This window comes from Syntrophotaleaceae bacterium, assembly GCA_041390365.1.
Taxonomy (GTDB): Bacteria; Desulfobacterota; Desulfuromonadia; order Desulfuromonadales; family Syntrophotaleaceae; genus JAWKQB01.
This window is the reverse complement of the sequence record JAWKQB010000001.1, coordinates 845962-869861: the sequence shown is the minus strand read 5'-3', so window position 1 is coordinate 869861 and position 23900 is coordinate 845962. Positions and strand designations below refer to the sequence as shown.

The following is a 23900-nucleotide window of genomic DNA, read 5'->3' as shown; positions in this document are numbered from 1 at the left end:
GGGAATTTTTGGCCTTCAACTTGCGCACTTCCTGTTTGGTTGCTCGCTTATTTCACTTTTTCCGCATCTCCGGGCACCCATGTTTTGTCGAAGTAGGGTTGTTCGGGCCCATACAGACGCAAGTAGACGAACCATCCCTTGCCCGGCGTCGTCTGCACCCAGTTCACTTCCGGAACGTCGGCCGGCAGTTCCGGAGCGAAGTAGAGACCGAACGAGCCGTCCTCTTCTGCCACCGCACCGTGTACCGAACCGACCAACGGCCTTCCATGCTCGTTCTGGATCATTGAGCGGGTCTCGTTGTCGTAGACGGTCAGCGACCAGAACATGTTCGCCGGCACCCCCTTGGGCAGGCGGATTCGGTAGGTGTGATCCCCGGTCAACCAGTTGCCGCCGCCATCCTGATACAGACCGATATATTGCGAGCCCTGGCCGGGCACTGACATGACCATGGATTTCGCCGTACCGATCGCCTCGAAGGTGTACTTGGTGCGAAGATCGATGGCCATGTACTCCGGTTCATGGAAGGTGGGATCAGAAAAAAAAATCTTCTTCCAGTGGCGCTCTGCGGGATACGCATACACAACGGCGTTCGGTACTCGCGGCGCATAGGCGAGCGTCGTCGCCATCGCCCGACCCACGGTAGCCCCTTCGGTCAGGATCTTTTTCATGCGCTCGTTCGGCTCGAAGGGCCTTCCGTGAACTATGCCGAGCGACTCGAGCACGCCGAGCATGGCCATGTCCTGTTCGCGGGGTGGATTCTCATTGAGGTAGCGGGCCAGGCTCTCGAAGTACGCGAAGCCCTCGTTGGTTATCAGGTCGGCGTCTTTACCGGACAGCGAAACGAAACGGGTCTCTGGCGGATTGACGGACTCTTCCAGCTTGTATTGCCGATACGTCTTGATCTGTTCGATAACCTCGGGGATATCCTCTTGCGTCCGCGGGATGCCTCTGAGATAGAAAACGACGATGCTGGTGTCCGATCGGACGATATGGTGATGGATCGCGGGCAGCGGGCCGTCATGTTCGGGCGGTAGGATCAGAAACCTGCCGCCCCGGTTCTGCTCCGGCGAGAAGGGTCCGCCGAGGTCGATCAACGGCTGCTGCCAGATGTTGTTCATCGTGCCCAGCAGACCCGGCGGCAGCTCCATCACCATCGGCCCTTCGCGCAGGTCCAGCACGCCGGACATATAGACCGTATCGCGGTTTGCGGTCAGGGCCAGCTGCCGTGGCTCAGCCAGTTTGTCGGCGATAACCACCGTGTGGCTGTCTGCGCCCAGCGCCTTGTGGGCGTCAGCCATGGCGCCGTACGACGCCATCGGCAGAGCCCAAAGGTAGGCCTGAACGGCCCGCTGAAAGTCCAGCTCGTCGTAAAGCTTTTCGATGGTAGCTTGCGTGGGATACCCGGCTTCGAACCCGAGCTGTCCCAGCCGGCTATCGATCGTCCCGATTCCAAGACTCGAACGAGTGGTCAATTTAAAACCTCCTCTATTGTTGTTGGCCATGACTTCTCGAGGCCCGGCATTAACCTCGCGTGCCATCAATTCCGCCATAAGATTTAATAATGATTTTGGATGGTAACCTTGATCCCATGGCGGGTGAAATCGAGATCCCCCGGGACGTCGATTTCAAGAAATTCGGCATCCTCGTCCGTATTGACAATGACATTGAAATTTTCATAGGCCAGACCGAAACCCATATGCTTGAAAAGGTTATATTCCAATCCTGCCCGGTAATCTCACTTCACAACCGCCATTTCCAGCCATTTACATGTCTCAGACGCCAAATCGAAAATAGAGGGGACCCAACGGATAAGGCCGGAAGTACGATTTTTTTCATCGCTCCTCCTCCTGGTCTTTCTTTCTAGCGATGGGGCGCAAGAAAGAAAGGAGGAATGTTTTCATTGGGGATACAGCAAACACTAAAATAGACACCTCCAATGTCAATTGTTTCTAATTTATTCAGAAGACCGACCGGATGGACATGCGCAAACTCGCCGTCATCGACGAGGCCAATGCCATAGGGACCGCCTATCTGCGGGCCGAATACATTCCTGGTCCTGAAGGCGAAATAATTCAATCGTTGGAGAATCGGCCGGATCACTCGAGGAAGTTGGCGCACTCATATCCAAGTCGGAAGAACTTCATGCCCGGATCTGGTCCGCTGTGAGGGAGACCATGTCAGGTGACATCGGCCTGAGGGAGTTCAGCTGGTGGTGGCAATTAACGAGGTGATCGATTGGCATACTGTCAGAGCGGTTTCGTGCGGGTCAGCCAGGCCCCCTATCTCTGATCGAGTCCATGGAACAGTGAATTCAGGGTTTGACAATCCGAAGCACAATACAAAAAGGCCCCAGGATCTGATCCTGAGGCCTTGTTTTCTTCTGGAGCGGGAAACGGGATTCGAACCCGCGACTTCAACCTTGGCAAGGTTGCACTCTACCACTGAGTTATTCCCGCTCATATTTCGGGCTCGCCATCGCGAGCGGGCCTATTAATAGCAAAAGGCCTTTTTCAAGTCAACAAAAAATTCGCAGAAAAAATTCTTCCGTCCCGGATCGCTGAAAAGGCATAACCATAATGAAATGAACCGGTTTTAAAGGTCCGGGACGATAAAGGGGGCAGGATGTTATGCTTTACTTTAGACGATCCTGCCTGTCCTTCAACGGTACTGATGGAGATATTTCTTCACCCGCTCGATGTACTGCCGTGTCTCTTGAAAGGGAGGGATGCCTTTATGTCGGCGAACCGATCCGGGCCCGGCATTGTAGGCGGCCAGGGCCAGTTCCAGGTTGCCGTCGAACTCGTCAAGCATTTTCCGCAGATAGCGGCTTCCGCCCCGGATGTTCTCTTCCGGATTGAAGGGATCGGACACATTCATGAGCCGGGCTGTTTCCGGAATCAACTGCATCATCCCCTGGGCCCCTTTGCGGGAGACCGCCTTGGGATCGTAATTGCTCTCCGCCTTGATGACCGCCTTGATCAGCGCCTCTTCAAGATTGAAGGTCTGGGCATAACGGGCGATTACCGCGGAAACATCTTCCTTTACCAACCCACCTTTGGGAGATTCCTTGAGATAAAAACGAAACTCGTTTCCCGTCGGCGTGTTGGTGAAATGAATCACTCCATTGGCATCCACATACTTGTAGATGTCACCCCAGGCTACCGTCCCCCAACAGGAAAACGCTGTTAGACCGAAAAGGAGAACCGCCATCCAATGCATATCAAATAATCTCTTCTGCGCCATGAACATTCCCGACTCATATCCGAGAAACCTGATCATATCCTGAAAGTCCCAATATTTCAACAGATTTGCCCTGGCCCAAAATTCTTGACAAGAGCTATCTGTGGCAGGATAATGCCGTTTTATATCGATCGGCGATCTGGAAACACTCTTTTCTATTTATCGTTCCCGATCTGCTATTTCTTTAATTTTTTTCTGGCCGACGAAGCATTTCGGCACAGAAAATCCCAGGCTCTCCCCCGATGCTGCCGGGGAAAGCCGGATTGATGAGGCAGTTGGGTGAAAATCACTTCTGATTTCCTGGTTATCGGCAGCGGCATCGCCGGTCTTTCCTATGCCTTGAAAGTTGCCGATCACGGCACCGTTTCCGTCGTCACCAAGCGCGAAATCTCTGAAACGGCCACCAACCTTGCCCAGGGGGGCATCGCCTCGGTCTTGAGTTCCGAGGATTCCTTCGCCTCCCATTTCAAGGACACCATGGTCGCGGGCGCCTGGCTTTGCCGGGAGGACGTGGTCAAACTGGTGGTTGAGAGCGGACCGTCCGCCATCGAGGACCTGATCAACTGGGGGGTCTGCTTCACCAAAAAGGATGCGGACACCTACGACCTCGGGCGGGAAGGAGGGCACAGTCACCGCCGCATTCTGCATGCCAAGGACATTACCGGCAGGGAAATCGAAAGAGCCCTGGTGGAAGCGGTCACCAGTCATCCCAACATCACCGTGTATGAAAACCATATCGGGGTCGACCTGATCACCGATGCGAAAGTCGACCGCCGGCTGAAAAGACCCCGCCGTTGCCTGGGGGCCTTCGTTCTGGACATTCGCGGCCGGGAGGTGATCCCCTTCGGCGCCCGCATGACCGTTCTGGCCACCGGCGGCGCCGGCAAGGTCTTTCGGTACACGACCAATCCGGACGTTGCCACCGGCGACGGGGTTGCCATGGCCTACCGGGCCGGCGCCACCATCTCCGATATGGAGTTCATGCAGTTCCATCCCACCACCCTGTTCCATCCGAAGGCGAAATCCTTTCTGATTTCCGAGGCCGTCAGGGGCGAAGGGGCTATCCTGCGCCGGGGGGACGGCACGGCCTTCATGAGCCAGTACCACCCCCTGAAGGACCTCGCCCCCCGCGATGTGGTCGCCCGGGCCATCGACAACGAGATGAAGGTGCACGGCGAGGACAGTGCTTTCCTCGACATCACCCACCGGGATGCCGATTACATCCGCAACCGTTTTCCCAACATCCACGAAACCTGCCTGTCCTACGGTATCGACATGACCCGGGAACCGATTCCGGTGGTTCCGGCGGCCCACTATCTATGCGGCGGGGTCAAGGTCGATCTCTGGGGCGAATCGGACCTGGAAAACCTCTTCGCCATTGGCGAGGTCGCCTGCACCGGGCTGCATGGGGCCAACCGTCTGGCCAGCAACAGCCTGCTGGAAGGGGTGGTCTTCGCCGATCGGGTGGCGACCCGCTCAGTTGGGCGTCTGAAGGACAAGAACCCGCCCTTCCCCACCGTCCCCGCCTGGGATTATGGCACCGCCACGGACAGCGACGAGGAAGTCGTGGTCACCCACAACTGGGACGAAATCCGCACCTGCATGTGGAACTATGTCGGTATCGTCCGCTCCGACCGCCGGCTGGCCCGGGCGCTGCGCCGCATCCGTATGATCCAGGAGGAAATCGCCGAGTATTACTGGGATTTCTATCCCACTTCCGATCTCATCGAGTTGCGCAACATCACCACCGTCGCCAGTTTGATCGTCCGCTGCGCCCAGCAGCGCAAGGAGAGCCGCGGACTGCATTACAACATCGACCACCCGGAAACCGACGATCTGCACTGGAAACGGGGGACGGATATACGCAAACGTTTTTAGAATGGCGATTGCGAGATATCAAAAAGCTCTATTTCGAAAGGGCTTTTCGTTCCGATACCGATACCGATCCCGATCCCGATTAAAGTCAAGAGAGATAAGGAGATAGCCGGGGAAGGATGTTGAACTGTATTATTGGCAAGAAATAGGCCAAGATTAGGGGGAGTTTCAGAATTTTTCGGGGAGGATGATAGAGATTTCAAGCCAAAAGGCATCCTGACGGATGCCTTTTGGCTTTTTTTCTTATTTTCCGGCCACTTCCGTTTTCGTGAATATGGCCCGGAGGGGGATTCCGGCCGCTTCGACCGCCTCGCGGCCCCCTTCTTCCCGATCGACCAGGGAAATGACCCCGAGGACCTTCAGGCCCTCCTCCCGGGCTCGCTCGACAGCCTTCAAAGCCGATCCGCCGGTCGTCAGGACATCCTCAACGATCACCACGCGGGCGCCGGCCGGAAGATTCTTGCGGCCTTCCAGCCACTGTCCGGTTCCATGCCCCTTGGGCTCCTTGCGGATGATGAAGGCCGGTACGGGGTTGCCGGCCAGGGAACTGGTGATGGCGATGGCAGTAGCGATGGGATCGGCGCCGAGAGTCAGCCCCCCCACCCCCTGCACGGGGCCGGGAAAGTGCTGCAGCTGAGCATAAAAGGCCCTGCCCACCAGCACCGCTCCCCGGGGGTGCAAAGCAGTCTGCTTGCCGTCGAAGTAAAAGTTGCTTTTCCGTCCCGATGCCAGGGTGACTTCCCTCTCTTCGTAGGAAACCTGGCGGATAATCTGTTTTAATTCTTCAAGTTCATTGCTGTCCAAAGCTCGGCCTCCCTGTTTGTGCCACCCCCTGACTTGCCGGAGATCCCCCTTCCGGCAGACACCTGGGGTGGCCGCTATTGCAAAGATATGATCTTTCCGCGAAGAGCCGGTGATGACGGGCTCTAGAACAACCCGAGCTGGGCATCGGATTTCAGGCGGGGGAACTTGACGGGATATTTGCCGCTGAAGCAGGCATCGCAGAATGGTCCGGAACTTCCATCCGTTATCCCGACAACCTTCAGCATTCCCTCAATGGAGAGATAACCAAGTGAATCGGCTGTAATATAGCGACAAATTTCGTCGATGGTATGGGATGAGGAAATCAGCTCATTGCGGGTCGGCGTGTCGATACCGTAAAAACAGGGGAAGCTGGTCGGCGGGGACGACACCCGCATATGAATTTCCTTGGCGCCGGCACTGCGGATCATCTTGATGATCTTGCGGGAGGTGGTGCCGCGCACCACGGAATCGTCGACGACCACCACCCGTTTGTCCTTCAGCACCTCTCGTATGGCGTTGAGCTTGATCTTGACGCCGAAATGGCGGATCGACTGCTGCGGTTCGATGAAGGTTCTTCCGACATAGTGGTTGCGGATCAATCCCATCTGGAAGGGGATCCCCGACTCCTCGGCATAACCGATGGCTGCCGGCACACCCGAATCGGGGACAGGGATGACGATATCGGCTTCGACGCCGTGCTCCCTGGCCAACTGCTGGCCAAAGGCCTTGCGCATGGCGTAAACCTGATGTCCGTAGATGGTGCTGTCCGGCCGGGCGAAATAGATGAATTCAAAGATGCAGAAGGCCGGCGGCCGGCTCTCGAAGGGCTTGAAGGATTGAAGTCCCTCCTTGTCGATGACGATCATCTCCCCCGGTTCGACTTCCCGCACGAACTCCGCCTCGATCAGATCGAGAGCACAGGTTTCCGAGGCGACCACATAGGCACCGTCCACCTTGCCCAGCACCAGGGGCCGGAACCCCCGGGGATCGCGGACCGCCACCATGCGGGTTTCGGTCAGGAAGACCAGGCTGTAGGCCCCGCGCACCGCACTCAGGGCTTCGGCGATACGATCGGCGATGGAGTCTGCCTGGGAGCGCGCCAGCAGATGGATGATGACTTCGGTATCAGAGGTGGTGGAAAAGATGGAACCGCTCTGCTCCAGCTGGTTGCGCACTTCCTGGGAATTGACCAGATTGCCGTTGTGGGCTACGGCAACACTGCCCCTGGAATAGTTGACGGCGATCGGCTGGCAGTTCTTGATGTCGCTCCCCCCGGCAGTGGAATACCGCACATGTCCAATAGCGCTGTTTCCGGGGAGGCTTTTGAAAATACTGTTATCCTTGAAAACATCGGCGACCAGTCCCATGCCCACGTGCGTCCGGATTTTCCTGCCGTCGGCGGCGGAAATACCGCAGGCTTCCTGGCCGCGATGCTGCAAGGCATAGAGTCCGAGATAGGTCATGTTTGCAGCTTCGGGATGACCGAAAATTCCGAATACGCCACATTCCTCGTGAAATTTGTCAAACATAAATCTCTTTTCCCGGCATTTTCAAATGCCATCTATTTATTTGGCTTACCGATTAATCGTCCGTTTAAAAATAGCATTGTAGCACAGCGGACTCCGGCAAAGATACTCCAGGCTCCGCTTGGGCAGGCAGCACTCAGGGCAGCAGCTCTTCGCGAATGAACTTCATTGCGTTCTGGAACAGCCACAGCCCCATGCCCTCTTCCGGCAGATCATCCTCGCGCGTCCAGCGGGGATGATGGGTCCGATGAACGTAGGCCTCGGGATGGGGCATGAGCCCGAAGAGGCGACCCGTTTCGTTACACAGACCGGCGATGGCGGCGGCGGAGCCATTGGGATTAAGCGGAAAGTCCATGGTCGGCTGAAAATCGGCGGTGCTGTACTTGAGAGCGCCGAGATGGCCGTTTTCGATCCGCTCGAGAACCTCCTGCGATTCGGGCACCAGCTTGCCTTCACCGTGCCGAACCGGCAGATAGATCCCCTCGAGACCCCGGGTGAAAATACAGGGGGATTCGGGGTCGGCCTTGAGGTAGACCCAGCGGTCCTGAAAACGGCCGTTGTCGTTGAAGGTCAGGGTGACGCTCTGCCGGTAGTCTTCATCAAGGGCGGGCAGCAGGCCCATCTTCACCATCAGCTGAAACCCGTTGCAGATCCCGAGGATCAGTTTGCCGTCATCAATGAAGCGCCGCAGGTGGTCGCTCACGTGCTCTCCAGCCCCCTTGACAGGTGCATGCAGCAGCCGGTTGGCGCCCGCCTTGGCGCTGCCGAGGTCGTCCCCGTCGAGAAAACCTCCGGCCAGAACCAGAAGGTGGTAGTCTTCGAGCAGCACCCTGCCCTGCAGAAGTTCCGAGAGGTGAACAATGTCCACCGTATCGGCGCCCGCCAAACGGCAGGCCTGGGCGGTTTCCCGTTCGCAGTTGGTTCCGTTTCCGGATATGACAATAGCTCTCACTTGCTTGGACATTCCTTTACATCTCCCTTAAAGGCGCCTGCCAGGCTTCCTTGAGATCGTTGATCCCGGCCTGGACCAGGACCTGGCCGCCGGGACCGAGAATCTGCAGTTCCTGATCGCCGGTAACCTCCCCCAGCAGGGAGAGGGCATGGCCGGCAAACATCTCTTCGAAGGTCTTTTGGTTTTCCGGCTTGACGGTAACCAGCAGCCGGCTCTGGGATTCGGAAAAGAGGATGGCGTCTTCCCGTAGCCCCTCATCCCGGAGCACCCGGTTCAACTCGATACGCATCCCGTAACCGCCGGCGAAAGCCTTTTCGGCCAGGGCCACTGCCAGCCCGCCATCCGAAAGGTCGTGGCAGGATGCGAGCAGCCCCTGCTCCTGGGCCCTGTTGACGGTTCGGTACAGAGCCAGGGCTTCGGCGGCATCGACCCGGGGCACATTGGCCCCGAGATGGCCCAACATGTCATAGTATTCGGAGGCCCCCAGCTCGTCGCGGGTCCTGCCGAGCAGATAAACCAGGTCGCCGGGTCGCTTGACGTCCATGGTCACGCCCTTGCGCACATCATCGACCTTGCCGATGACCGAGAAGAGCACCGTCGGCGGAATCGAGATCTTCGTATCGCCGATCTGGTAGTCGTTCTTCATCGAGTCCTTGCCAGAGATCAGGGGGACGCCGAAGGCCACGCAATAGTCATACAGCGCCTTGTTGGCCCGCACCAGTTGCGCCGCCTTGAACTCACCGTCCGGCGTCCTGTCGCTCTGCACCGGATCGCACCAGCAGAAGTTGTCCAGACCGGCGACATGGTCGATGCTGCCGCCTACGGAGACGTAGTTGCGCAGTCCCTCGTCGATGGCACAGGCCATCATATGGAAGGTGTCGATGTCGCTGTAGCGGGGGCAGATGCCGTGGGCCACCACGATGCCCTCGAAGGAATCGGGCAGGGGCCGGATCATGGCAGCATCGGCGGGCCCGTCATTGGCCACGCCGACCAGGGGCTTGAGAACCGTTCCGGCCTGCACCTCGTGATCATAGCGCCGGACCACGCTCTCCTTCGAGCAGATGTTGAGCCGGGAGAGCAGGTTCCGCAACACCTCCGTCAGGTCGGCCGGCTGGGGAAACTCGGGCTCCCGGTGTCCGCGATCCTCCCAACGGGCCTTCAGTTTCAGCTGCGGCACCCCTTCATGAACGAATTCCATCGGCAGATAGCAGACCGTCTTCCCCCGATACAGACAGTGATAGTAGCCGGAGTCCGTGAACTCGCCCAGATCGGTGGCTTCAACGTCCATCTGCCTGGCCAGGGTGGTGAATTCTTCGATTTTTTCCGGCGGAACCGCAACGGTCATCCGTTCCTGGGCCTCGGAGATGAGAATCTCCCAGGGCTGCAGGCCGGAATACTTGAGAGGGGCCCGGTCGAGATGCATCTCGAAACCGCCCGTGTCTTCGGCCATCTCCCCGACGGAGGATGAAAGGCCGCCGGCGCCGTTGTCGGTGATGGAATTGTACAGCCCCCGGTCCCGGGCGATCATCAGGAAGTCGAACATCCTTTTCTGAGTGATGGGGTCGCCGATCTGGACCGCGGTCACGGGAGAACCTTCATGCAACTCCTCAGAGGAGAAGGTTGCACCGTGGATGCCGTCCTTGCCGATCCGCCCGCCGACCATGACGATGCGGTCGCCGATTTCGGCTTTCTTCACATGTCCGGGGCGGCCGGTCACCTCCGTCGGCATGAGGGCCGCCGTACCGCAGTAGACCAGGGGTTTACCGGCAAAGCGCTCGTCGAAGACGAGCGACCCGTTGACGGTGGGGATGCCGCTCTTGTTGCCGCCGTGCTCGACCCCTTCCACGACCCCCTCGAAAATCCGGCGGGGATGAAGCAGCCGGGGCGGCAGGGGCTTGTCGTAGAAGGGCGAGGCGAAGCAGAAGACATCGGTATTGAAAATCAGCCGCGCTCCCAGTCCGGTGCCGAAAGGATCCCGATTGACGCCGACGATGCCGGTCAGGGCGCCGCCGTAGGGATCGAGAGCGCTGGGCGAATTGTGGGTTTCGACCTTGAATACCAGGCTCCATTCGTTGTTGAAACGGATGACCCCGGCATTGTCCTTGAACACCGACAGGCAGATGTCCTTTTCACCCATCTGGTCCCTGATGGTGCGGGTGGCGCCGACAATGCAGGTCTTGAACAGGGAATCGATCACCTCCCTGCTCCCTTCGCCATCCTCGTACTCGATGCGGGCGGCGAAGATCTTGTGTTTGCAGTGTTCGCTCCAGGTCTGGGCCAGGGCTTCCAGCTCCACGTCGGTCAGCCGCTCTCCCAACCCGACTTCGGCCCGCGCCGACCGGTTTCGCGCATCGGCGGCAAAAGCCTGGATCACCTTCATCTCCTCGAGGTTGAGGGCCAGCACCCCTTCCCGGCTGATTCGCATCAGTTCCTCGTCGGACACGTCCAGGTCGATCTGCAGGACCTGAGGTTCGGCGGTGCTGACCACCTTCGGCACCGTCACCGGAACTCCCCGCTTGCGGCCGAATTCGGCGGCAGGAATGATGGTCCAACGCTGGATGAGACTGTTGGCGAGGCAGCCGGCGGCTATCCGCTCGGCCGCGGCCAAGTCGAGCTTGCCGCTGAGCAGGTACTGCACCGAAGTGTAGACCCCTTCCCCCCCCTGCAAAGGGCGTCCGATCAGATACTGAATGGCCTCACGGGAGGTTCGCCCCACGTTGTCGGTAACCCCGGGGCGGAATCCCACCTCGATCAGCATATCGAATTCGTCCGCCAGCGGGGCGTTGACGGCGGTTTCCTGAATGACCGGGTCACTGAAGGGCCCGGCGGCGGCCTTCGCGATCTGGTCCGCGGAAAGATCGGCATCCACCGTGTAGACGTCGATGGTTCTGACCCGCTCCAGTTCGATTCCGAGATGGTCCTCGATTTCGCGGCGGATCCTTTCCCCACGGGCGTCCCTGACGCCTTCTTTCAATCCAACTTCAATTCTCCAGGTCATGTTGACTCCTCGGCAATCTGATTGGAGACCGGCAGTAGGCAACCGCCGGGCGTCCAGGCAGGCAGGGCGCTCTTGTAAAAGTTAAACCTGTTTCTCAGGTATATCTGAAATATCTCTATTAAGCAGCATGTTATCACCGGAAAGGACTGGGGAAAACGGGAAATTCCACAACCCGGACTCTCCCTGACTTCCCCATCTCATCAACAAGAGAGGCGGCGAAAAAACATGCCGATCAAATTTTTGTATCGATCATTATAGATGAATCAGGTTGTCGAATGGAATCCCCGCCAGCTTTCTCAGGCGATGAAACAGGCGCTGACCTGACTCTGATTTCCGATCAGCAATCGGGGACAGCAAAGGTTTTGTCCCTCGAGCACCTCCAGGGCCTGGCGTTCAGCGAGGCAGGGCAGGTTGTTGGTTTCGCTGAGATGGGCCAGAAAAACAGCCTCCATCCCTTCCCACAGCAGGTCCTGGAGCAGGCTGGCCGCGGCCCGGTTCGACAGGTGGCCATGGTTCCCGCGAATCCGCTGCTTTAACGGCCAGGGGTAAGGACCCTCCCACAACATGTCCTCATCATGATTTGACTCCAGGACCAGAGCCCGGCATCCCCGAAAGCGCTCCACCACCAGACGGGTGGCGACCCCCAGGTCGGTCACGATACCGATTTTCCCCTCATGTGATTCGATGATGTAACCCACGGTTGCAGCGGCATCATGAGTCAAAGGCACGGTTTGAATGCGCAGATCGCGCACCGAAAGGCGGTCGCCTCCGGCAAATTCCCGGCAGTCATCGATCCGGCCCACACCGGAAAGGACGTCCCTCGACTGATGATGAATATATACAGGCAACTTGTGACGCCGGGCCATCGGTCCAAGTCCCCGGCAATGGTCGGCATGCTCGTGAGTGACTAGCAGGGCGTGAAGGGAATCTCCATCCACTCCAATGGAGGACAAACGGCGGTTCAATTCCCGGGCGGACAGGCCGGCATCGACAAGCACCCGGCTTTCAGCGCTTTCCACGTATATGGCATTTCCCTTGCTGCCGCTGGCCAACAGGCAAACCCGCAACAGATCCCTCCTGAAGCTCTGATTCGTACCGCAATCCCCATCGCCCCCGGGCAGGCGAGACAAAGGCTGTTCCAACTGCCGCCCCGGGTTCATCAAGGCGGTCCTTACATATCACAACAAGCATTAAAGCACAACCGGCTTATTCCCGGTGACCGGTCCCCCTCTGCATCTTCATCACCTCCTCCCCGAAAGGGTTGGCGGAAAAACCGAAAACCTGTTGACGGTCTCCTATTGATTGGCTATGATCCGTCCTTGGCAATAAACGCCTTCAAATTTTATAAATATCTGATTTAACAAACTTTTCACTCTTCTCTTGGCATCCGGATTTTTCAGGGAGCACCTATTTCATGAAAGTTAAAGCGGCCATCAACGGCTTCGGACGCATCGGGCGCAGCATTTTCCGCGCGGGATGGAATACCGAAGGCTTTGAAATCGTCGCCATCAATGATCTCAATACGGCCTCCACCCTCGCCCATCTGTTGAAATACGATTCCGTTCGAGGCACCTTCGATGCACGGGTTACGGTCGACAATGGACAACTTATGGTAGGAGACCGGAAAATTGCCGTTTTCAGTGAAGCAGACCCTGAAAAACTCCCCTGGCGGAAACTCGGCATCGACCTTGTTCTCGAAGCGACCGGCAAGTTCACTGCCCGCCCGGATGCGGCAAAACATCTCCGCGCCGGCGCCGAAAGAGTGATCGTTACGGCTCCCGGACAGGATGCAGACATCACTCTCTGCATGGGAATCAACGAGGCCGCTTTCGATCCCCGGCACCACCGGATTGTTTCCAATGCCTCCTGCACCACCAACTGCCTGGCCCCCGTGGCCAAGGTCCTGCTGGACAAATTCGGCATCGTTAAAGGGATGATGACCACCGTTCACTCCTATACCAACGGTCAGCACATCCTCGACTATCCGGATGTCGACCTTCGCCGCGCCCGGGCTGCCGCCCTGTCCCTGATTCCCACCACCACCGGCGCCGCCCGCGCCGTGGGTCTGGTATTGCCCGAACTGCAGGGCAAACTCGACGGCATCGCCGTCCGGGTGCCCACCCCCAACGTCTCCCTGATTTCTCTGATCGCCGAGACGGAGCGCCCGACCAGCGTGGCGGAAGTCAACGACAACCTGCGGAAAGCAGCCGAAACATATCTCAAGGGAATTCTCGAATATTGTACGGAACCTCTTGTTTCCGTTGATTTTAATGGCAATCCTGCCTCCTCCATTGTGGATGCTCTCTCCACCAACGTTTTGGGCGGAAACATGGTCAAGGTACTGGCCTGGTACGACAACGAGTGGGGTTATTCGAACCGGGTGGTAGACCTTGCCTTGCATGTCTCCAGACCACTGAAATAAGCCCGTCCTCTGGTATGATTAGTCAAGTCACTGCTTGCGGAGACTTATAAGCCGGTTGGATAACAGACACGCTGCAGCGGAACGTTTGCCGTAATTACAGTCGACCCTTGCGGCGTTTACGATGACCTCAACGATTGTTGCGGATCGGGTGGTCACAGGAGAGAAACTTTTACGATTTCGATACCTGTTTCGATTGAATCTTTTCGGGGAGGTTCCACATGAATAAAATGACCGTCGAGGATGTCGTTCTCAAGGGCAAACGGGTGTTCTGCCGGGTCGATTTCAATGTACCGCTGGACCAGGAAGGCCGGGTGACCGACGACACCCGTATCGTCGCCGCCCTGCCGACGATCCGTTACATCCTGGATCAGGGCGGAAAACTGATCCTGGCTTCGCATCTGGGCAGACCCAAAGGTACCCCCAAGCCGGAATTCAGCCTCGCCCCCGCCGCTGAACGGCTCTCGCAGCTGCTCGACAAACGGGTTACCATGGCGCCGGATTGTATCGGTCCCGAAGCGGAGTCCCTTGCCCTGCGTCTTGGAGAGGGGGAGATTCTCATGCTTGAGAATGTCCGTTTCCATGCCGGAGAAACGGCAAACGACGATCAGTTCAGCGACCAACTGGCCTCTCTGGCCGACATCTATGTCAATGATGCCTTCGGCACTGCGCACCGCGCTCACGCTTCTACAGAAGGGGTCGCCAAAAGGCTTTCCCCTGCCGTGGCAGGTTTCCTGATCGAAAAGGAGCTCCGCTATCTCGACCAGGCCATCAGCAATCCGGCCCGCCCTCTCGTGGCCGTCCTCGGAGGCGCCAAGGTCAGCGACAAACTCCCGGCCATCGAACATCTCCTCGACAAGGTCGACAGTTTGCTCGTTGGCGGCGGCATGGCTTACACCTTTCTCAAGGCGAAGGGCATCAGCCTTGGCCATTCACTGGTTGAAGAGGACTTCGTTACGCTGGCCGGAGAATTGCTGCGGAAAGCGGAAGACAAGGGGATCCGGATGCTGTTGCCGACGGATCATGTGGCCGCTGCCGAGTTCAAGGCCGAGGCAGAGCATCGGGTCTGCGGCAACACCGATTTCCCGGAAGGCTGGATGGGTCTCGATATCGGCCCGGAAACTGTTTCCATTTTCAGCGAAGTGCTGCGGCAGGCGGGAACGGTGGTCTGGAACGGACCGATGGGAGTTTTCGAGTTCGACGCCTTCGCCACCGGCACCTTTGCCATTTCCAAAGCCCTGGCGGAATCGGAGGCCGTTTCGATCATCGGCGGCGGTGATTCGGCGGCGGCAGCCAAAAAATCCGGCATGGCCGACCGCATGACCCATATTTCCACTGGCGGTGGGGCCTCGCTGGAATTCCTGGAAGGGAAAAAACTTCCGGGAATCGAGATCCTTGACGACAAGTCCTGACCTAAGACTGAGGACTTAGGCATATAAAGGCACCTGGAGAACCTGTTATTTCTGGAGGTAAAGATGCGCAGACCGATGATCGCCGGCAACTGGAAATTGCACAAAACGATCGGCGAAGCCCTCGAACTGGTCAATGCACTGAAATCCGATCTGGGTGGCATTGAAGACCGGGATATCGTTCTTGCTCCAGTCTTCACCGCCCTCGCTCCGGTGGGTGAAGCCCTGAAGGGCAGCAACATCGACCTTTGCGCCCAGAACTGCTACCCGGAAGCCGGCGGCGCCTTTACCGGGGAGGTTTCCCCTGCCCTGCTGCAAGACGTCGGCTGCCGCTATATCATTGTCGGCCATTCCGAACGGCGCCTGATTTTCGGCGAGGATGATGCCTTCATCGGCAAAAAGGTCAAGGCTGTACTGACCGCGAATCTCCACCCTGTTCTCTGCATCGGTGAAACGCTGGAAGAGCGGGAGGCGAACCGTACCTTCCTGGTGCTCGAAACCCAGCTTAAAGGATGTCTGCAGGGCATTGACCCTTCTGTCTTGCCACGACTGATCCTTGCCTATGAACCGGTCTGGGCGATCGGCACCGGCAAAACGGCGACCGGAGACCAGGCGGAGGAGGCTCATCGCTTCATCCGGCAGTTCCTGGCTGAACAGTACGGGCAGGATCAGGCTCAGGCAGTTCGAATTCTGTATGGGGGCAGCGTCAAGCCCGACAACGTCGACGGCCTGATGGCCATGCCCAACATCGACGGAGCCCTGGTGGGGGGCGCCAGTCTCAAAGCGGGCGACTTCAGCCGCATAGTTCGGTTTGAAAAGGTATGAGTCGCAAAGATTTCCCCCTTTTCTCAGGTCTTTTTCTATGGTAACCTGCCTCGTTGTAAATTACGGATACGAATTCAAGGAGTTCCTTCAATCATGACCACCCTGCTGATCATTCTGCACGTTATCGTCTGTCTGGCGCTCATCGCCATCGTTCTCCTTCAGGGCGGAAAGGGCGCCGACATCGGTGCCACCTTCGGCGCAGGAGCCAGCCAGACCGTTTTCGGCGCTACCGGAGGGCAGAGTTTCCTCGGCAAACTCACCGCCGGCGCCGCCATCATCTTCATGCTGACCAGCCTCACTCTGGCCTATTTTTATGCCACGCCCGGTTTCGAAAGCATCATGCCCCGGGAAGTGAAGCAGGCTGCCCCCGCCGCCGAAGTTCCCGCCGCTGAACAACCGGCAGCCGCCGAACCGGCCACTGAAGAGAAGGCAGAATAGAAGGACAATATTTCGTATTGACAGCAGCAGCACAAAACAGTATAAAGGCAATCCGTTAGACGCCGAAGTGGTGGAACTGGTAGACACGCCATCTTGAGGGGGTGGTGACCGACAGGTCGTGCGAGTTCGAGTCTCGCCTTCGGCACCAGAAAAGACAGAACCCGGCTATCCCGATAGGGAAGCCGGGTTTTCGATTTTCAGGGAATGAGACTTGGTTCAGCCCTCTTCCAGCCCCCTGATCAGTTCCTTGAAGCGGCTCCATTGGGTCACCGGCCAGATCTCGGTGGTAGCGTGTCCGAAAGAGCGGACTATGGCCGAGACCTGCATCGCTGTTTCGATGTCGGGAGCCTGGAAAATATCGAGGTAGTCACAGCCGCCGAGAACGGCAAAATTTTCCACCCAGTCGACCTTCGGGCACTTGCTCCGCACCTGGTCGACGGTCTGGCGTTCCAGGCTTTTCAATGATCCGGGGGAAGACAACGCATCGGGAGACAGACGGGTCAGCATCACGAACATTGCCATAATCCGATCCTCCTCTTGGTTGTGCCGGAGATGGCGTTCCGGACTGTTGTCGAATATTTTTCCTGCAAACTTTTCAAGCCCGTATCGGTCAGTTACCGAACAGCCCCTTGAACACCCCTTCCAAAAGTTCTTCGGCTGGTTCAGCGGGTTTCTGTTCAGCCGGCTGACCGGTTTCGCTTTCGGCACCCTTCTTCCTGTCGAAAAGTTTCTCCTGAAGGGTTTTTTGCAGCTTTTGCTTGGCCTTTTCTTCAGCTTCCGCCTGTAAGGCACTGCTATCCAGGGCGAATTTTGGACTGGTCAGCGTACCCGCCACACTCAACGGAATCCGTCCCCAGCCCTTTTCATCCTTCAGCAGAGAAGGCAATTTTCCTCCTCCACTGACCTTCCGGTACATCTCGGGGGAAAGTCGGAGACCAAGATCAAGATCCAGGTTTCCATCCAGACCGACGGAGCCCTTGGGGAACATTTCCACCTGCTTTCCGGCAAAGGTGCTGTCCACGGCCATGTTGCCGTTATTCAAGGCTATTTGCCCCTTGGCTTGCTGAAAATTGATCTCCCGGAGCTCACTCAGATCGAGAAAGGTAGCCAGTCCCGAAGCCAGGCCGGTGCCGGTCAGTTTTCCGTTCTGCAGCAAAATATCCCCTTTTGCCGTTAGGGCCTGTTGAATCACTTCCTTGGTTGTCCCCCGGCCTGCCAGATCGAGATTCAGGTTCAATCCTCCGAACAGGGTTCCGGCACCCTTGGGAAAGAAGGCGGAAACCAGAGGATCGAGCTGAATATTTTTCGTATTCAGCCGGGCGGTATATTCCAGCCCTTTCTTGCCGAGATCGATCCGGGCGGTTTCACCGAAGGTCCCTCCGGCGACTTTGCCGGTTAGTTCCTCCACCACCAGGATGTTGTCCCTAAGGTAGTACCGGCTTCGCAGCTGCTGGATGGTCAATCCTTTATACAAGGCCTGATCGATGACAGCCGTTCCGGACAACCGGATCGGAAGATCGAAAGGCCCGATTTCCTGTTTTTTTCCCGGCCCGGTGTCCGCTTTGGCCGGTCCCTTTGTCTCGCTTTTCGAGCCGTCGGGCTCCTTCTGCGCCAGCAAGGCATCGATATTGAACCGTTCGGCGGTGAGTGCAGTGGTCATATTGATCGGCTTCTGCGTAAAATCCCTGGCCTGCAGATCGAATCTTGCCCTGTTCGGTCCGATGGCGACAGCCAGATTCTCGCCGGTCAGATCATCTCCCTGCAGTCGGAGCAAGCCGCTCAAAGCGGCACGCTGACCGGCAAGATCGGCCCGGACATCTTTCAGGCGGATTTCACCGTTCTTCAGCGTTTCCCAGATCCCTTCAGCAAGAGGTCCGGCGAGTTCAAAGGAAGCGCCCAGGGTGCCTGCCGGATCGAGCCCTGCCAGGGGCTTGACCAGTCCGGCTGGAAGCGCTGCAACCGCCTGTTGAATCTCCACATCGGGGAGGGTCAGGTCCAGATCCACTTTCGCCGCGGACTTGAGGTCGGTGATGCTCCCCGCCAGGGTCAGCGGGAGGCCGTTGAAGGAGATACGGCCCTGAGGAATTTCGACCATCGATTGCGGCAGGTTGAGCCTGAGGTCATAACCAAGGACCAGCTCGGCATTTTTTATCGGCGCCTCCGGCATGGCCTGAAGCTGCATGCCGATATTTTTCAGTTGAATGGTCCCTTCACTGGTGATGATTTCAGGGGTTCCGGCCAAGGTCAGCTTCAGGTCCAACAGCAGGGATTGAAGCTGTCCGGGGAATTTTTCTCCGAAATAGGGCTTGAAGGGGAGAACGTCGAATCCGGCCAGGGCTACCTGGGCACGAACCGATTTATCCTGAAGATTGGCATTGCCGGAAAGAGCCAGGGGAGCGTCCCCAAGCAAAGCCTCCACCCTCCAGGGGAATTCCTCCACGAGGGACAGGTCCGAGATCTGCAGATCCAACTCCTGTAACTGATACCGGAACTCGTCTTCCCCGGCCGCGTGATCCACCCATTCAACGACGCCGTCACGGAGCAGAACGGTCGAGATGACCAGATCGATGTCCTGCTGTTCCTGATCGGTTTCAACGGGCGGAGGCTCGATTTCGGAACCTTCTGCGGCGGGCCGCAGATCACTGAAGTTAAAGGTCCCGTCAGCCATGCGCTCGACGCGAATATGCGGCTGCCTGAGAAGAACTTCGTCGACGATGATCCGTTTCTTGAGCAGGGGCCAGAACTGGTAGTCAAGGGAAACCTGTCCGGCGGACAGAAATACGTCTTCTGTCGCCCTCTCCCGTATGGTCAGATCCCTTAGGGTGATGCCGCTGAAAAAGCTGAAGTCCACCTCTCCGATTTCAACGGGTCGGTTCAATGCTTTTTCGACCCTGGGGATCAGGGCCGTTTTGATCCTTTCCGGTGTAATCAGCATTCTGGCGAGAACCCCGAGGGCTACAACGGCAAGCACGACAACACCCAGAGCGATAATGAGGTATTTCCTGGTTTTCTGCTTCATTTTTTCCTCTACTGATCAGAGAGGGGGTCTTCCAACCCCCCGCAGTCCAGAACCGCCTGCCATTCCTCCCCGGTAACGGGTTGAACCGACAGGCGATTGCCTTTTTTCAGGACTCCCATGCCCGAAAGGGAGGGATGCACTCGGAGCAGGTCCCTGGTCAATGGTACAGGCAGTTCCGCGAGGAACTTCACATCCACCATATACCAGATGGGATTATCCTCCGTCGCCCTCGGATCGAAGTGTCGGGAATTGGGATCGAGGGCGGTGTGATCCGGATAACCCCGGCGAACGATGCAGGCCAGGCCGACAATGGCCGGGCTGGGAATATTGCTGTGATAGAAAAGAACACCATCTCCGACCTGGATTTCATCCCGCAGCAGGTTGCGGGCCTGATAATTGCGTACCCCGTCCCAGGGAGCAGTTCCAGCCGGGGAACTTTTCAGATCGTTCAGTGAAAAACAGTCCGGTTCCGTCTTCATCAACCAGAAACGCCGGTTCAGTCTTTTCATACTGTTCCTTTTTTCCCGATGCCGGAGGACATATGACTCAATCATATCATGCTCGATCGCCCATGTTTCCCGCCACCGGTCGGGATCGAGAAATCGTTATTAGACACCTACTCGCCGTCGTCATCAAAAAGATGGGGCGGCACGTAATCTTCAAGCCCGGCGACATAAGGGCAATCGGCCGGCAGAAAGCCGCTGCGCACATTCTCCGAGCTCAGAGCCACACACCCCGGACGAGCCTTTTCCCGTTCAGGATAAACCGTGCACATGCGGGTTTCCAGATCGAGCTTTTCGCAGGGAATATCCGTATAGTAAATCTCTCCTTCGAATTCGATTTTTTCATAGCAGCAGCGTCCGCATCGACGGCAGATGCTTTCCCAATTCCTCAGATCTCTCATCTTTCCCACCCTCGGGCATCCGGGTTTCCCGGTTTTGCCAGCCTGCTCACTGCCCCGTCCAGCCTCCTGCCATCCGTTTCAAAATCATGAGAAGCAGGCCAAAATTTAATTGACAACCGCGCGGTACGTGCACAATAATACCGTGCTTTAAGCAGCAAGGGAATCTGAACGTTAAGGAGGTATCACCCCATGAAGTGTGAAACAGTTCTTCCCGGCACCGAGTGTTCCTTCTGGTCGAAGCAGGGTTGCGTTTTCGAAGGCAACTCCTGTCAGAAGGTCGTCGATGAATGCCAGGGTTGCGCCCGCATCGTCGACAGCGCGATCGGCCAGGTTTGCTCGGCTTACCCTTCCCCCGCCAAGAAGTGGGCTGCCGGTCTTTGCAACTTCGCCACCCATCGGAAAGTTGAAATCGTCAGCGTCGAAGCGAAGGTCAACCCCCTCAAGGCTTCCAAGAAGGCCTCGGGCGGCAAGAAGAAGTAAAAATCAACAATTTGCGGGAATTGCGAAGGGGCTGCCGCCAATGGCGCAGCCCCTCTTTTTCGTGCCCGCTCTTTCGGCTAAAGTTCTTCCTTCAGACCCTGAATAAGCGCCGCCACTTCCTCGCGTATTTCCCTGGCCGCAGAGGAATGTTCGCAGGCCAGGAACTTTTCATAGTGGCGCAGAGCCTCGCGCGTCTCATCCAGATCGAGAGCGATGTTGCCGAGGGTCAGGTATGCCTCGCCCAACTCGGGATCGAGCAGGATCGCCTCGCGGCACTCCCGGGCCGCTTCCCTGAGGTCGCCGGCTTCATAGTAGTTTTCGGCCAGATTCAGGTGAACGCCGGCGTCCTCGGGATCCAGTTCCAGAGCCTCAAGGTAACACTTCCGGGCCTGATCTTTATCTCCTCTTGCCTGCATGACCTCACCCAGGCAGCTCAGGGCGAAAGCGTACTCCGGATCCTTTTCCAGCGCCTGCTGATAGCAGGCGGCAGATTTATCCAGATTTCCCAGGTTGAAATGGACCAGCCCGATACTGACCAAAGCGTCCACTTCCTCCGGATCCCGGTCCAGTACGGCTTGATAGCAGCTGATTGCCTGCTCCAGCTGTCCGTTTTCAAAATAGAGATCGCCTAAAGCAAACAGAAGTTCGGGATGACCTTCCGCAGCAGCCGCTCCCTGGCGCAGAACATCCACAGCATCCCTGGTCTGGCCATTTTCCACAAGGGTTTCGCTCAGCAGAAGGCAGGCCTCGACGTTCCCGGGGCACACTTTCAGCTCCTCACGGAAGAAACCGATCGCAGCCTGCCGATCTTTACGCCTCAAGGCCTCTTGCCCCCGCCCCAAGAAGGAATTTTCTTTTTCCATTGTTTCCCGACCTTTTCCCATAACAGCCTGCACCCGGCCTCAGCCGGAATTCTGGCAGGGCAACAGACCCATCCGCTTGATGATGTAGTGTCCGCCGGAAAAGGCGGTCGATATACCGGTCAGGCTGAAAAGCGGCACAAGCAGGACGCCGGCCTGCTGAAATACCTGGTGATAAAGCACGACAGCCAGCGTCAGAAGTTGAAGACTGGTGGTCACCTTTCCCCATACGGTGGGGAATATCTTCAGCGGCGCGCCGAGCAGAGCCAGCAGCACCACTCCGATAACCATGAAAAGATCTTTGAAGAAGACAATAACGGCAAGCCAGGATGGAAGCAGGCCGTTGAAACCCAGAACGATGTAGCCGATGATAATCAGCAGTTTATCGGCAACAGGATCGAGGTACAGCCCGAGCATGGTCTCCTGATTCAGGCGACGGGCGAGAAAGCCGTCCAGAAGGTCGGTTGCTGAAGCGAACAGGAAAACCCCGAACGCAAGAGGAAACTCCCGGTAAATCACTGCTATGAGAAACAGGGGTACCAGAAAGATCCGCAGGAGGGTTAACGTGTTGGGAATGTTCATAAATCACGGTTCTGGGTGGAACCTGGAGTCCCTCCCGGCTTCTGCTGCCGCCGGCAATACATGCCATCTCAAGCCCTGCCCCTTCTTCAGACCGGGACGCACTCGTTATGGGCGAACAATATCCGGTTTTATCCACGTCCGGCGAATAACCGTCCCCGAAGCCTGTTGGCTCCAGAGAGTGGTTATCGCCGGTCCCGCCGGTCGACACGAAAGGGCAGATTCAGGGCGTGGCCGATGCGGTCCCGGCAATTCACGAAACTGGACGGCGAACCCGCGACGACGCTGCATACCCTTTCTGCTCCCTCGTGGTCCGGTCAGCAGAAAGAAGAAATCGTCGCACGCCCGGGCGAATCATATTTTTTCTCCTTGACGACCGGATGACGGGCGGATCCTATTCCCTGCTGCCATGCAGACGGAAGGAGCCATCAGCCGACGTGATGGAGGAGATGGCATGTTTGTAGAGGAGAAGGTCTCCGTTGCTTTCGACCAGAACGCAGAAACTGTCGAAAGACTTGATGAAACCCTCCAATTTGTCCCCGGACATCATCATGACGATTACACGGACCCGCTCTTTGCGAGCCTGATTGAGGTATTGATCCTGGATATTAAATGGGGTCTTGGACATGGCCACTCCTTTAACGTGACATTATAAATCTTTCAATCAACTGCAATACCTTAGCAAACTCTGCAAAGGAATCAAGCCAAATAATTTCTTCATCCCGCCCGAACCAGGTGATTTGCCGCTTGGCGTAACGTCGGGTATTCCTCTGGATCAGGCAAACAGCCTCATCCAGGGTCAGGGAGCCCAGCAGCACCTCGGTCATTTCACGATATCCGATGGTCCGCATCGCCTTCAAGCCGGGATGGAAGCCCTGGTCCAGCAGACTTCGCGTTTCCTCAAGGAGACCGCGATCGACCATCTCTTCCACCCGTTTATCGATGCGATCATAAAGGATTTGCCGCTCCGGCGCCAGTCCGATTTTCAATGTCCTGAAGCGGGAAACCCCGCCGGCATGGTCGGACTGGAGGTCTGACAGGCGTTTTCCCGTCAGTTCATGGACTTCCAGGGCACGAATGATGCGCGTCAGATCGGTCGGCGACAGCCTCGAAGCCATAGGGGGATCGATCTCCCGCAAGCGGAGGAAAAGGCTCTCCGGTCCTTCCCGATCTGCGATCTGTCGCCACCTGCAGCGCACTGATTCATCGCCGCCGGGAGCATCGACAAGGCCATGCAGCAGTGTCTGAATATAGAGTCCGGTTCCCCCCAGGAGCACCGGAAGCCGGTTGCGTGCGGTAATTCCGATCGCCGCAGCCCGCCCCCTCCTTTCGAAGTCGGCGGCCGTAAACTGTTCGTCGGGATCGACCACATCGATCAGGTGATGCGCTACCTTTTTCAGTTCCCCGGGTTCCGGTTTCGCCGTTCCGATATCCATCCCCCGGTAAACCTGGCGGGAGTCGGCCGAAATGATCTCGACATCGAAATAGTCGGCAAGCTGCAACCCCAGTCCGGTCTTCCCGGAGGCGGTGGGACCGCAGATGACGATCATGAATGTTTTCTGCGAGTTTATG

General features: G+C 57.4%; 22 protein-coding genes and 2 tRNA genes. 7 read left to right on the top strand and 17 right to left on the bottom strand.

Translation table 11 applies throughout. From position 1 onward, the window contains the following. Positions 1–47 precede the first annotated feature (47 nt). The 4 genes from R2940_04110 to R2940_04095 form a co-directional block, all read right to left on the bottom strand. Positions 48–1472, bottom strand: a complete 1425-nt coding sequence (locus tag R2940_04110; protein MEZ4598959.1) for a DUF1254 domain-containing protein — start codon at positions 1470–1472, stop codon at positions 48–50. Positions 1473–1555: 83 nt separating this feature from the next. Beyond that, positions 1556–1720, bottom strand: a complete 165-nt coding sequence (locus R2940_04105; protein ID MEZ4598958.1) for a hypothetical protein — start codon at positions 1718–1720, stop codon at positions 1556–1558. 661 nt (positions 1721–2381) lie between these two features. Next, positions 2382–2456: transfer RNA gene (locus R2940_04100), tRNA-Gly, on the bottom strand. A gap of 202 nt (positions 2457–2658) precedes the next feature. After that, complete coding sequence (locus R2940_04095) at positions 2659–3219, bottom strand: lytic transglycosylase domain-containing protein (protein MEZ4598957.1); 561 nt, start codon at positions 3217–3219, stop codon at positions 2659–2661. Positions 3220–3519: 300 nt separating this feature from the next. On the opposite strand from R2940_04095, the gene nadB reads away from it, so the two are divergent. Then, positions 3520–5118 (top strand): L-aspartate oxidase, encoded by a 1599-nt coding sequence (nadB, locus tag R2940_04090; GenBank protein ID MEZ4598956.1) that lies wholly within the window; start codon positions 3520–3522, stop codon positions 5116–5118. A 240-nt stretch (positions 5119–5358) separates the two neighbouring features. On the opposite strand, the gene pyrE is transcribed toward nadB, so the two are convergent. The 5 genes from pyrE to R2940_04065 form a co-directional block, all read right to left on the bottom strand. Next, entirely contained in the window at positions 5359–5919 is a 561-nt protein-coding gene (gene pyrE, locus R2940_04085) for an orotate phosphoribosyltransferase (GenBank protein MEZ4598955.1), read from the bottom strand. 122 nt (positions 5920–6041) lie between these two features. Beyond that, complete coding sequence (gene purF, locus R2940_04080) at positions 6042–7448, bottom strand: amidophosphoribosyltransferase (protein ID MEZ4598954.1); 1407 nt, start codon at positions 7446–7448, stop codon at positions 6042–6044. Positions 7449–7581: 133 nt separating this feature from the next. Then, complete coding sequence (locus tag R2940_04075) at positions 7582–8409, bottom strand: phosphoribosylformylglycinamidine synthase subunit PurQ (protein ID MEZ4598953.1); 828 nt, start codon at positions 8407–8409, stop codon at positions 7582–7584. A gap of 4 nt (positions 8410–8413) precedes the next feature. After that, positions 8414–11395 carry a phosphoribosylformylglycinamidine synthase subunit PurS gene (locus R2940_04070; GenBank protein ID MEZ4598952.1) on the bottom strand — a complete coding sequence of 994 codons (2982 nt, stop codon included), beginning with the start codon at positions 11393–11395 and terminating at the stop codon, positions 8414–8416. Between the two features lie 296 nt (positions 11396–11691). Continuing rightward, positions 11692–12555 (bottom strand): MBL fold metallo-hydrolase, encoded by an 864-nt coding sequence (locus R2940_04065; protein ID MEZ4598951.1) that lies wholly within the window; start codon positions 12553–12555, stop codon positions 11692–11694. A 254-nt stretch (positions 12556–12809) separates the two neighbouring features. On the opposite strand from R2940_04065, the gene gap reads away from it, so the two are divergent. The 5 genes from gap (at position 12810) to R2940_04040 (ending at position 16634) form a co-directional block, all read left to right on the top strand. Continuing rightward, complete coding sequence (gene gap / locus R2940_04060) at positions 12810–13817, top strand: type I glyceraldehyde-3-phosphate dehydrogenase (protein ID MEZ4598950.1); 1008 nt, start codon at positions 12810–12812, stop codon at positions 13815–13817. Positions 13818–14035: 218 nt separating this feature from the next. Then, positions 14036–15226, top strand: a complete 1191-nt coding sequence (locus R2940_04055) for a phosphoglycerate kinase (protein MEZ4598949.1) — start codon at positions 14036–14038, stop codon at positions 15224–15226. Positions 15227–15289: 63 nt separating this feature from the next. Further along, the gene (gene tpiA, locus R2940_04050) at positions 15290–16048 is read left to right on the top strand and encodes a triose-phosphate isomerase (protein MEZ4598948.1); all 759 of its coding nucleotides are present in this window, start codon (positions 15290–15292) and stop codon (positions 16046–16048) included. A 93-nt stretch (positions 16049–16141) separates the two neighbouring features. Continuing rightward, positions 16142–16486, top strand: a complete 345-nt coding sequence (gene secG, locus R2940_04045) for a preprotein translocase subunit SecG (GenBank protein ID MEZ4598947.1) — start codon at positions 16142–16144, stop codon at positions 16484–16486. Between the two features lie 61 nt (positions 16487–16547). Beyond that, a tRNA-Leu gene (locus R2940_04040) sits at positions 16548–16634 on the top strand. A 68-nt stretch (positions 16635–16702) separates the two neighbouring features. Here the strand turns inward: R2940_04040 and R2940_04035 are convergent. The 4 genes from R2940_04035 to R2940_04020 form a co-directional block, all read right to left on the bottom strand. Beyond that, positions 16703–17008: a GYD domain-containing protein gene (locus tag R2940_04035; protein ID MEZ4598946.1), complete on the bottom strand. Its 306-nt coding sequence runs from the start codon at positions 17006–17008 to the stop codon at positions 16703–16705. Positions 17009–17096: 88 nt separating this feature from the next. Then, complete coding sequence (locus R2940_04030) at positions 17097–19505, bottom strand: AsmA family protein (GenBank protein ID MEZ4598945.1); 2409 nt, start codon at positions 19503–19505, stop codon at positions 17097–17099. Between the two features lie 8 nt (positions 19506–19513). Continuing rightward, positions 19514–20014 (bottom strand): EVE domain-containing protein, encoded by a 501-nt coding sequence (locus R2940_04025; GenBank protein MEZ4598944.1) that lies wholly within the window; start codon positions 20012–20014, stop codon positions 19514–19516. Between the two features lie 107 nt (positions 20015–20121). Next, positions 20122–20409, bottom strand: coding sequence for a hypothetical protein (locus R2940_04020; protein ID MEZ4598943.1), 288 nt, complete (start codon positions 20407–20409; stop codon positions 20122–20124). A 189-nt stretch (positions 20410–20598) separates the two neighbouring features. On the opposite strand from R2940_04020, the gene R2940_04015 reads away from it, so the two are divergent. Further along, a complete protein-coding gene (locus R2940_04015) occupies positions 20599–20889 on the top strand; it encodes a PxxKW family cysteine-rich protein (protein MEZ4598942.1) in 291 nt (96 codons plus the stop codon). Positions 20890–20966: 77 nt separating this feature from the next. Here R2940_04015 and R2940_04010 read toward each other — a convergent pair whose 3' ends face one another. The 4 genes from R2940_04010 to miaA form a co-directional block, all read right to left on the bottom strand. Further along, entirely contained in the window at positions 20967–21710 is a 744-nt protein-coding gene (locus R2940_04010; GenBank protein MEZ4598941.1) for a tetratricopeptide repeat protein, read from the bottom strand. Between the two features lie 81 nt (positions 21711–21791). Beyond that, entirely contained in the window at positions 21792–22331 is a 540-nt protein-coding gene (locus R2940_04005; protein ID MEZ4598940.1) for a CDP-alcohol phosphatidyltransferase family protein, read from the bottom strand. 391 nt (positions 22332–22722) lie between these two features. After that, a complete protein-coding gene (gene hfq, locus R2940_04000; GenBank protein ID MEZ4598939.1) occupies positions 22723–22956 on the bottom strand; it encodes an RNA chaperone Hfq in 234 nt (77 codons plus the stop codon). A 10-nt stretch (positions 22957–22966) separates the two neighbouring features. Then, positions 22967–23878, bottom strand: a complete 912-nt coding sequence (gene miaA, locus R2940_03995) for a tRNA (adenosine(37)-N6)-dimethylallyltransferase MiaA (GenBank protein ID MEZ4598938.1) — start codon at positions 23876–23878, stop codon at positions 22967–22969. Between the last annotated feature and the right edge of the window lie 22 nt (positions 23879–23900).

What these genes read in the sequence shown, in the direction of transcription:
- R2940_04035 (MEZ4598946.1), bottom strand. Translation starts at nt 17,008, where the DNA reads ATGGCAATGTTCGTGATGCTGACCCGTCTGTCTCCCGATGCGTTGTCT.
- R2940_04025 (MEZ4598944.1), bottom strand. Translation starts at nt 20,014, where the DNA reads ATGAAAAGACTGAACCGGCGTTTCTGGTTGATGAAGACGGAACCGGAC.
- gap (MEZ4598950.1), top strand. Translation starts at nt 12,810, where the DNA reads ATGAAAGTTAAAGCGGCCATCAACGGCTTCGGACGCATCGGGCGCAGC.
- R2940_04065 (MEZ4598951.1), bottom strand. Translation starts at nt 12,555, where the DNA reads ATGAACCCGGGGCGGCAGTTGGAACAGCCTTTGTCTCGCCTGCCCGGG.
- purF (MEZ4598954.1), bottom strand. Translation starts at nt 7,448, where the DNA reads ATGTTTGACAAATTTCACGAGGAATGTGGCGTATTCGGAATTTTCGGT.
- R2940_04070 (MEZ4598952.1), bottom strand. Translation starts at nt 11,395, where the DNA reads ATGACCTGGAGAATTGAAGTTGGATTGAAAGAAGGCGTCAGGGACGCC.
- R2940_04030 (MEZ4598945.1), bottom strand. Translation starts at nt 19,505, where the DNA reads ATGAAGCAGAAAACCAGGAAATACCTCATTATCGCTCTGGGTGTTGTC.
- secG (MEZ4598947.1), top strand. Translation starts at nt 16,142, where the DNA reads ATGACCACCCTGCTGATCATTCTGCACGTTATCGTCTGTCTGGCGCTC.
- R2940_04020 (MEZ4598943.1), bottom strand. Translation starts at nt 20,409, where the DNA reads ATGAGAGATCTGAGGAATTGGGAAAGCATCTGCCGTCGATGCGGACGC.
- tpiA (MEZ4598948.1), top strand. Translation starts at nt 15,290, where the DNA reads ATGCGCAGACCGATGATCGCCGGCAACTGGAAATTGCACAAAACGATC.
- R2940_04005 (MEZ4598940.1), bottom strand. Translation starts at nt 22,331, where the DNA reads ATGAACATTCCCAACACGTTAACCCTCCTGCGGATCTTTCTGGTACCC.
- R2940_04095 (MEZ4598957.1), bottom strand. Translation starts at nt 3,219, where the DNA reads ATGCATTGGATGGCGGTTCTCCTTTTCGGTCTAACAGCGTTTTCCTGT.
- hfq (MEZ4598939.1), bottom strand. Translation starts at nt 22,956, where the DNA reads ATGTCCAAGACCCCATTTAATATCCAGGATCAATACCTCAATCAGGCT.
- R2940_04015 (MEZ4598942.1), top strand. Translation starts at nt 20,599, where the DNA reads ATGAAGTGTGAAACAGTTCTTCCCGGCACCGAGTGTTCCTTCTGGTCG.
- R2940_04075 (MEZ4598953.1), bottom strand. Translation starts at nt 8,409, where the DNA reads ATGTCCAAGCAAGTGAGAGCTATTGTCATATCCGGAAACGGAACCAAC.
- miaA (MEZ4598938.1), bottom strand. Translation starts at nt 23,878, where the DNA reads ATGATCGTCATCTGCGGTCCCACCGCCTCCGGGAAGACCGGACTGGGG.
- R2940_04055 (MEZ4598949.1), top strand. Translation starts at nt 14,036, where the DNA reads ATGAATAAAATGACCGTCGAGGATGTCGTTCTCAAGGGCAAACGGGTG.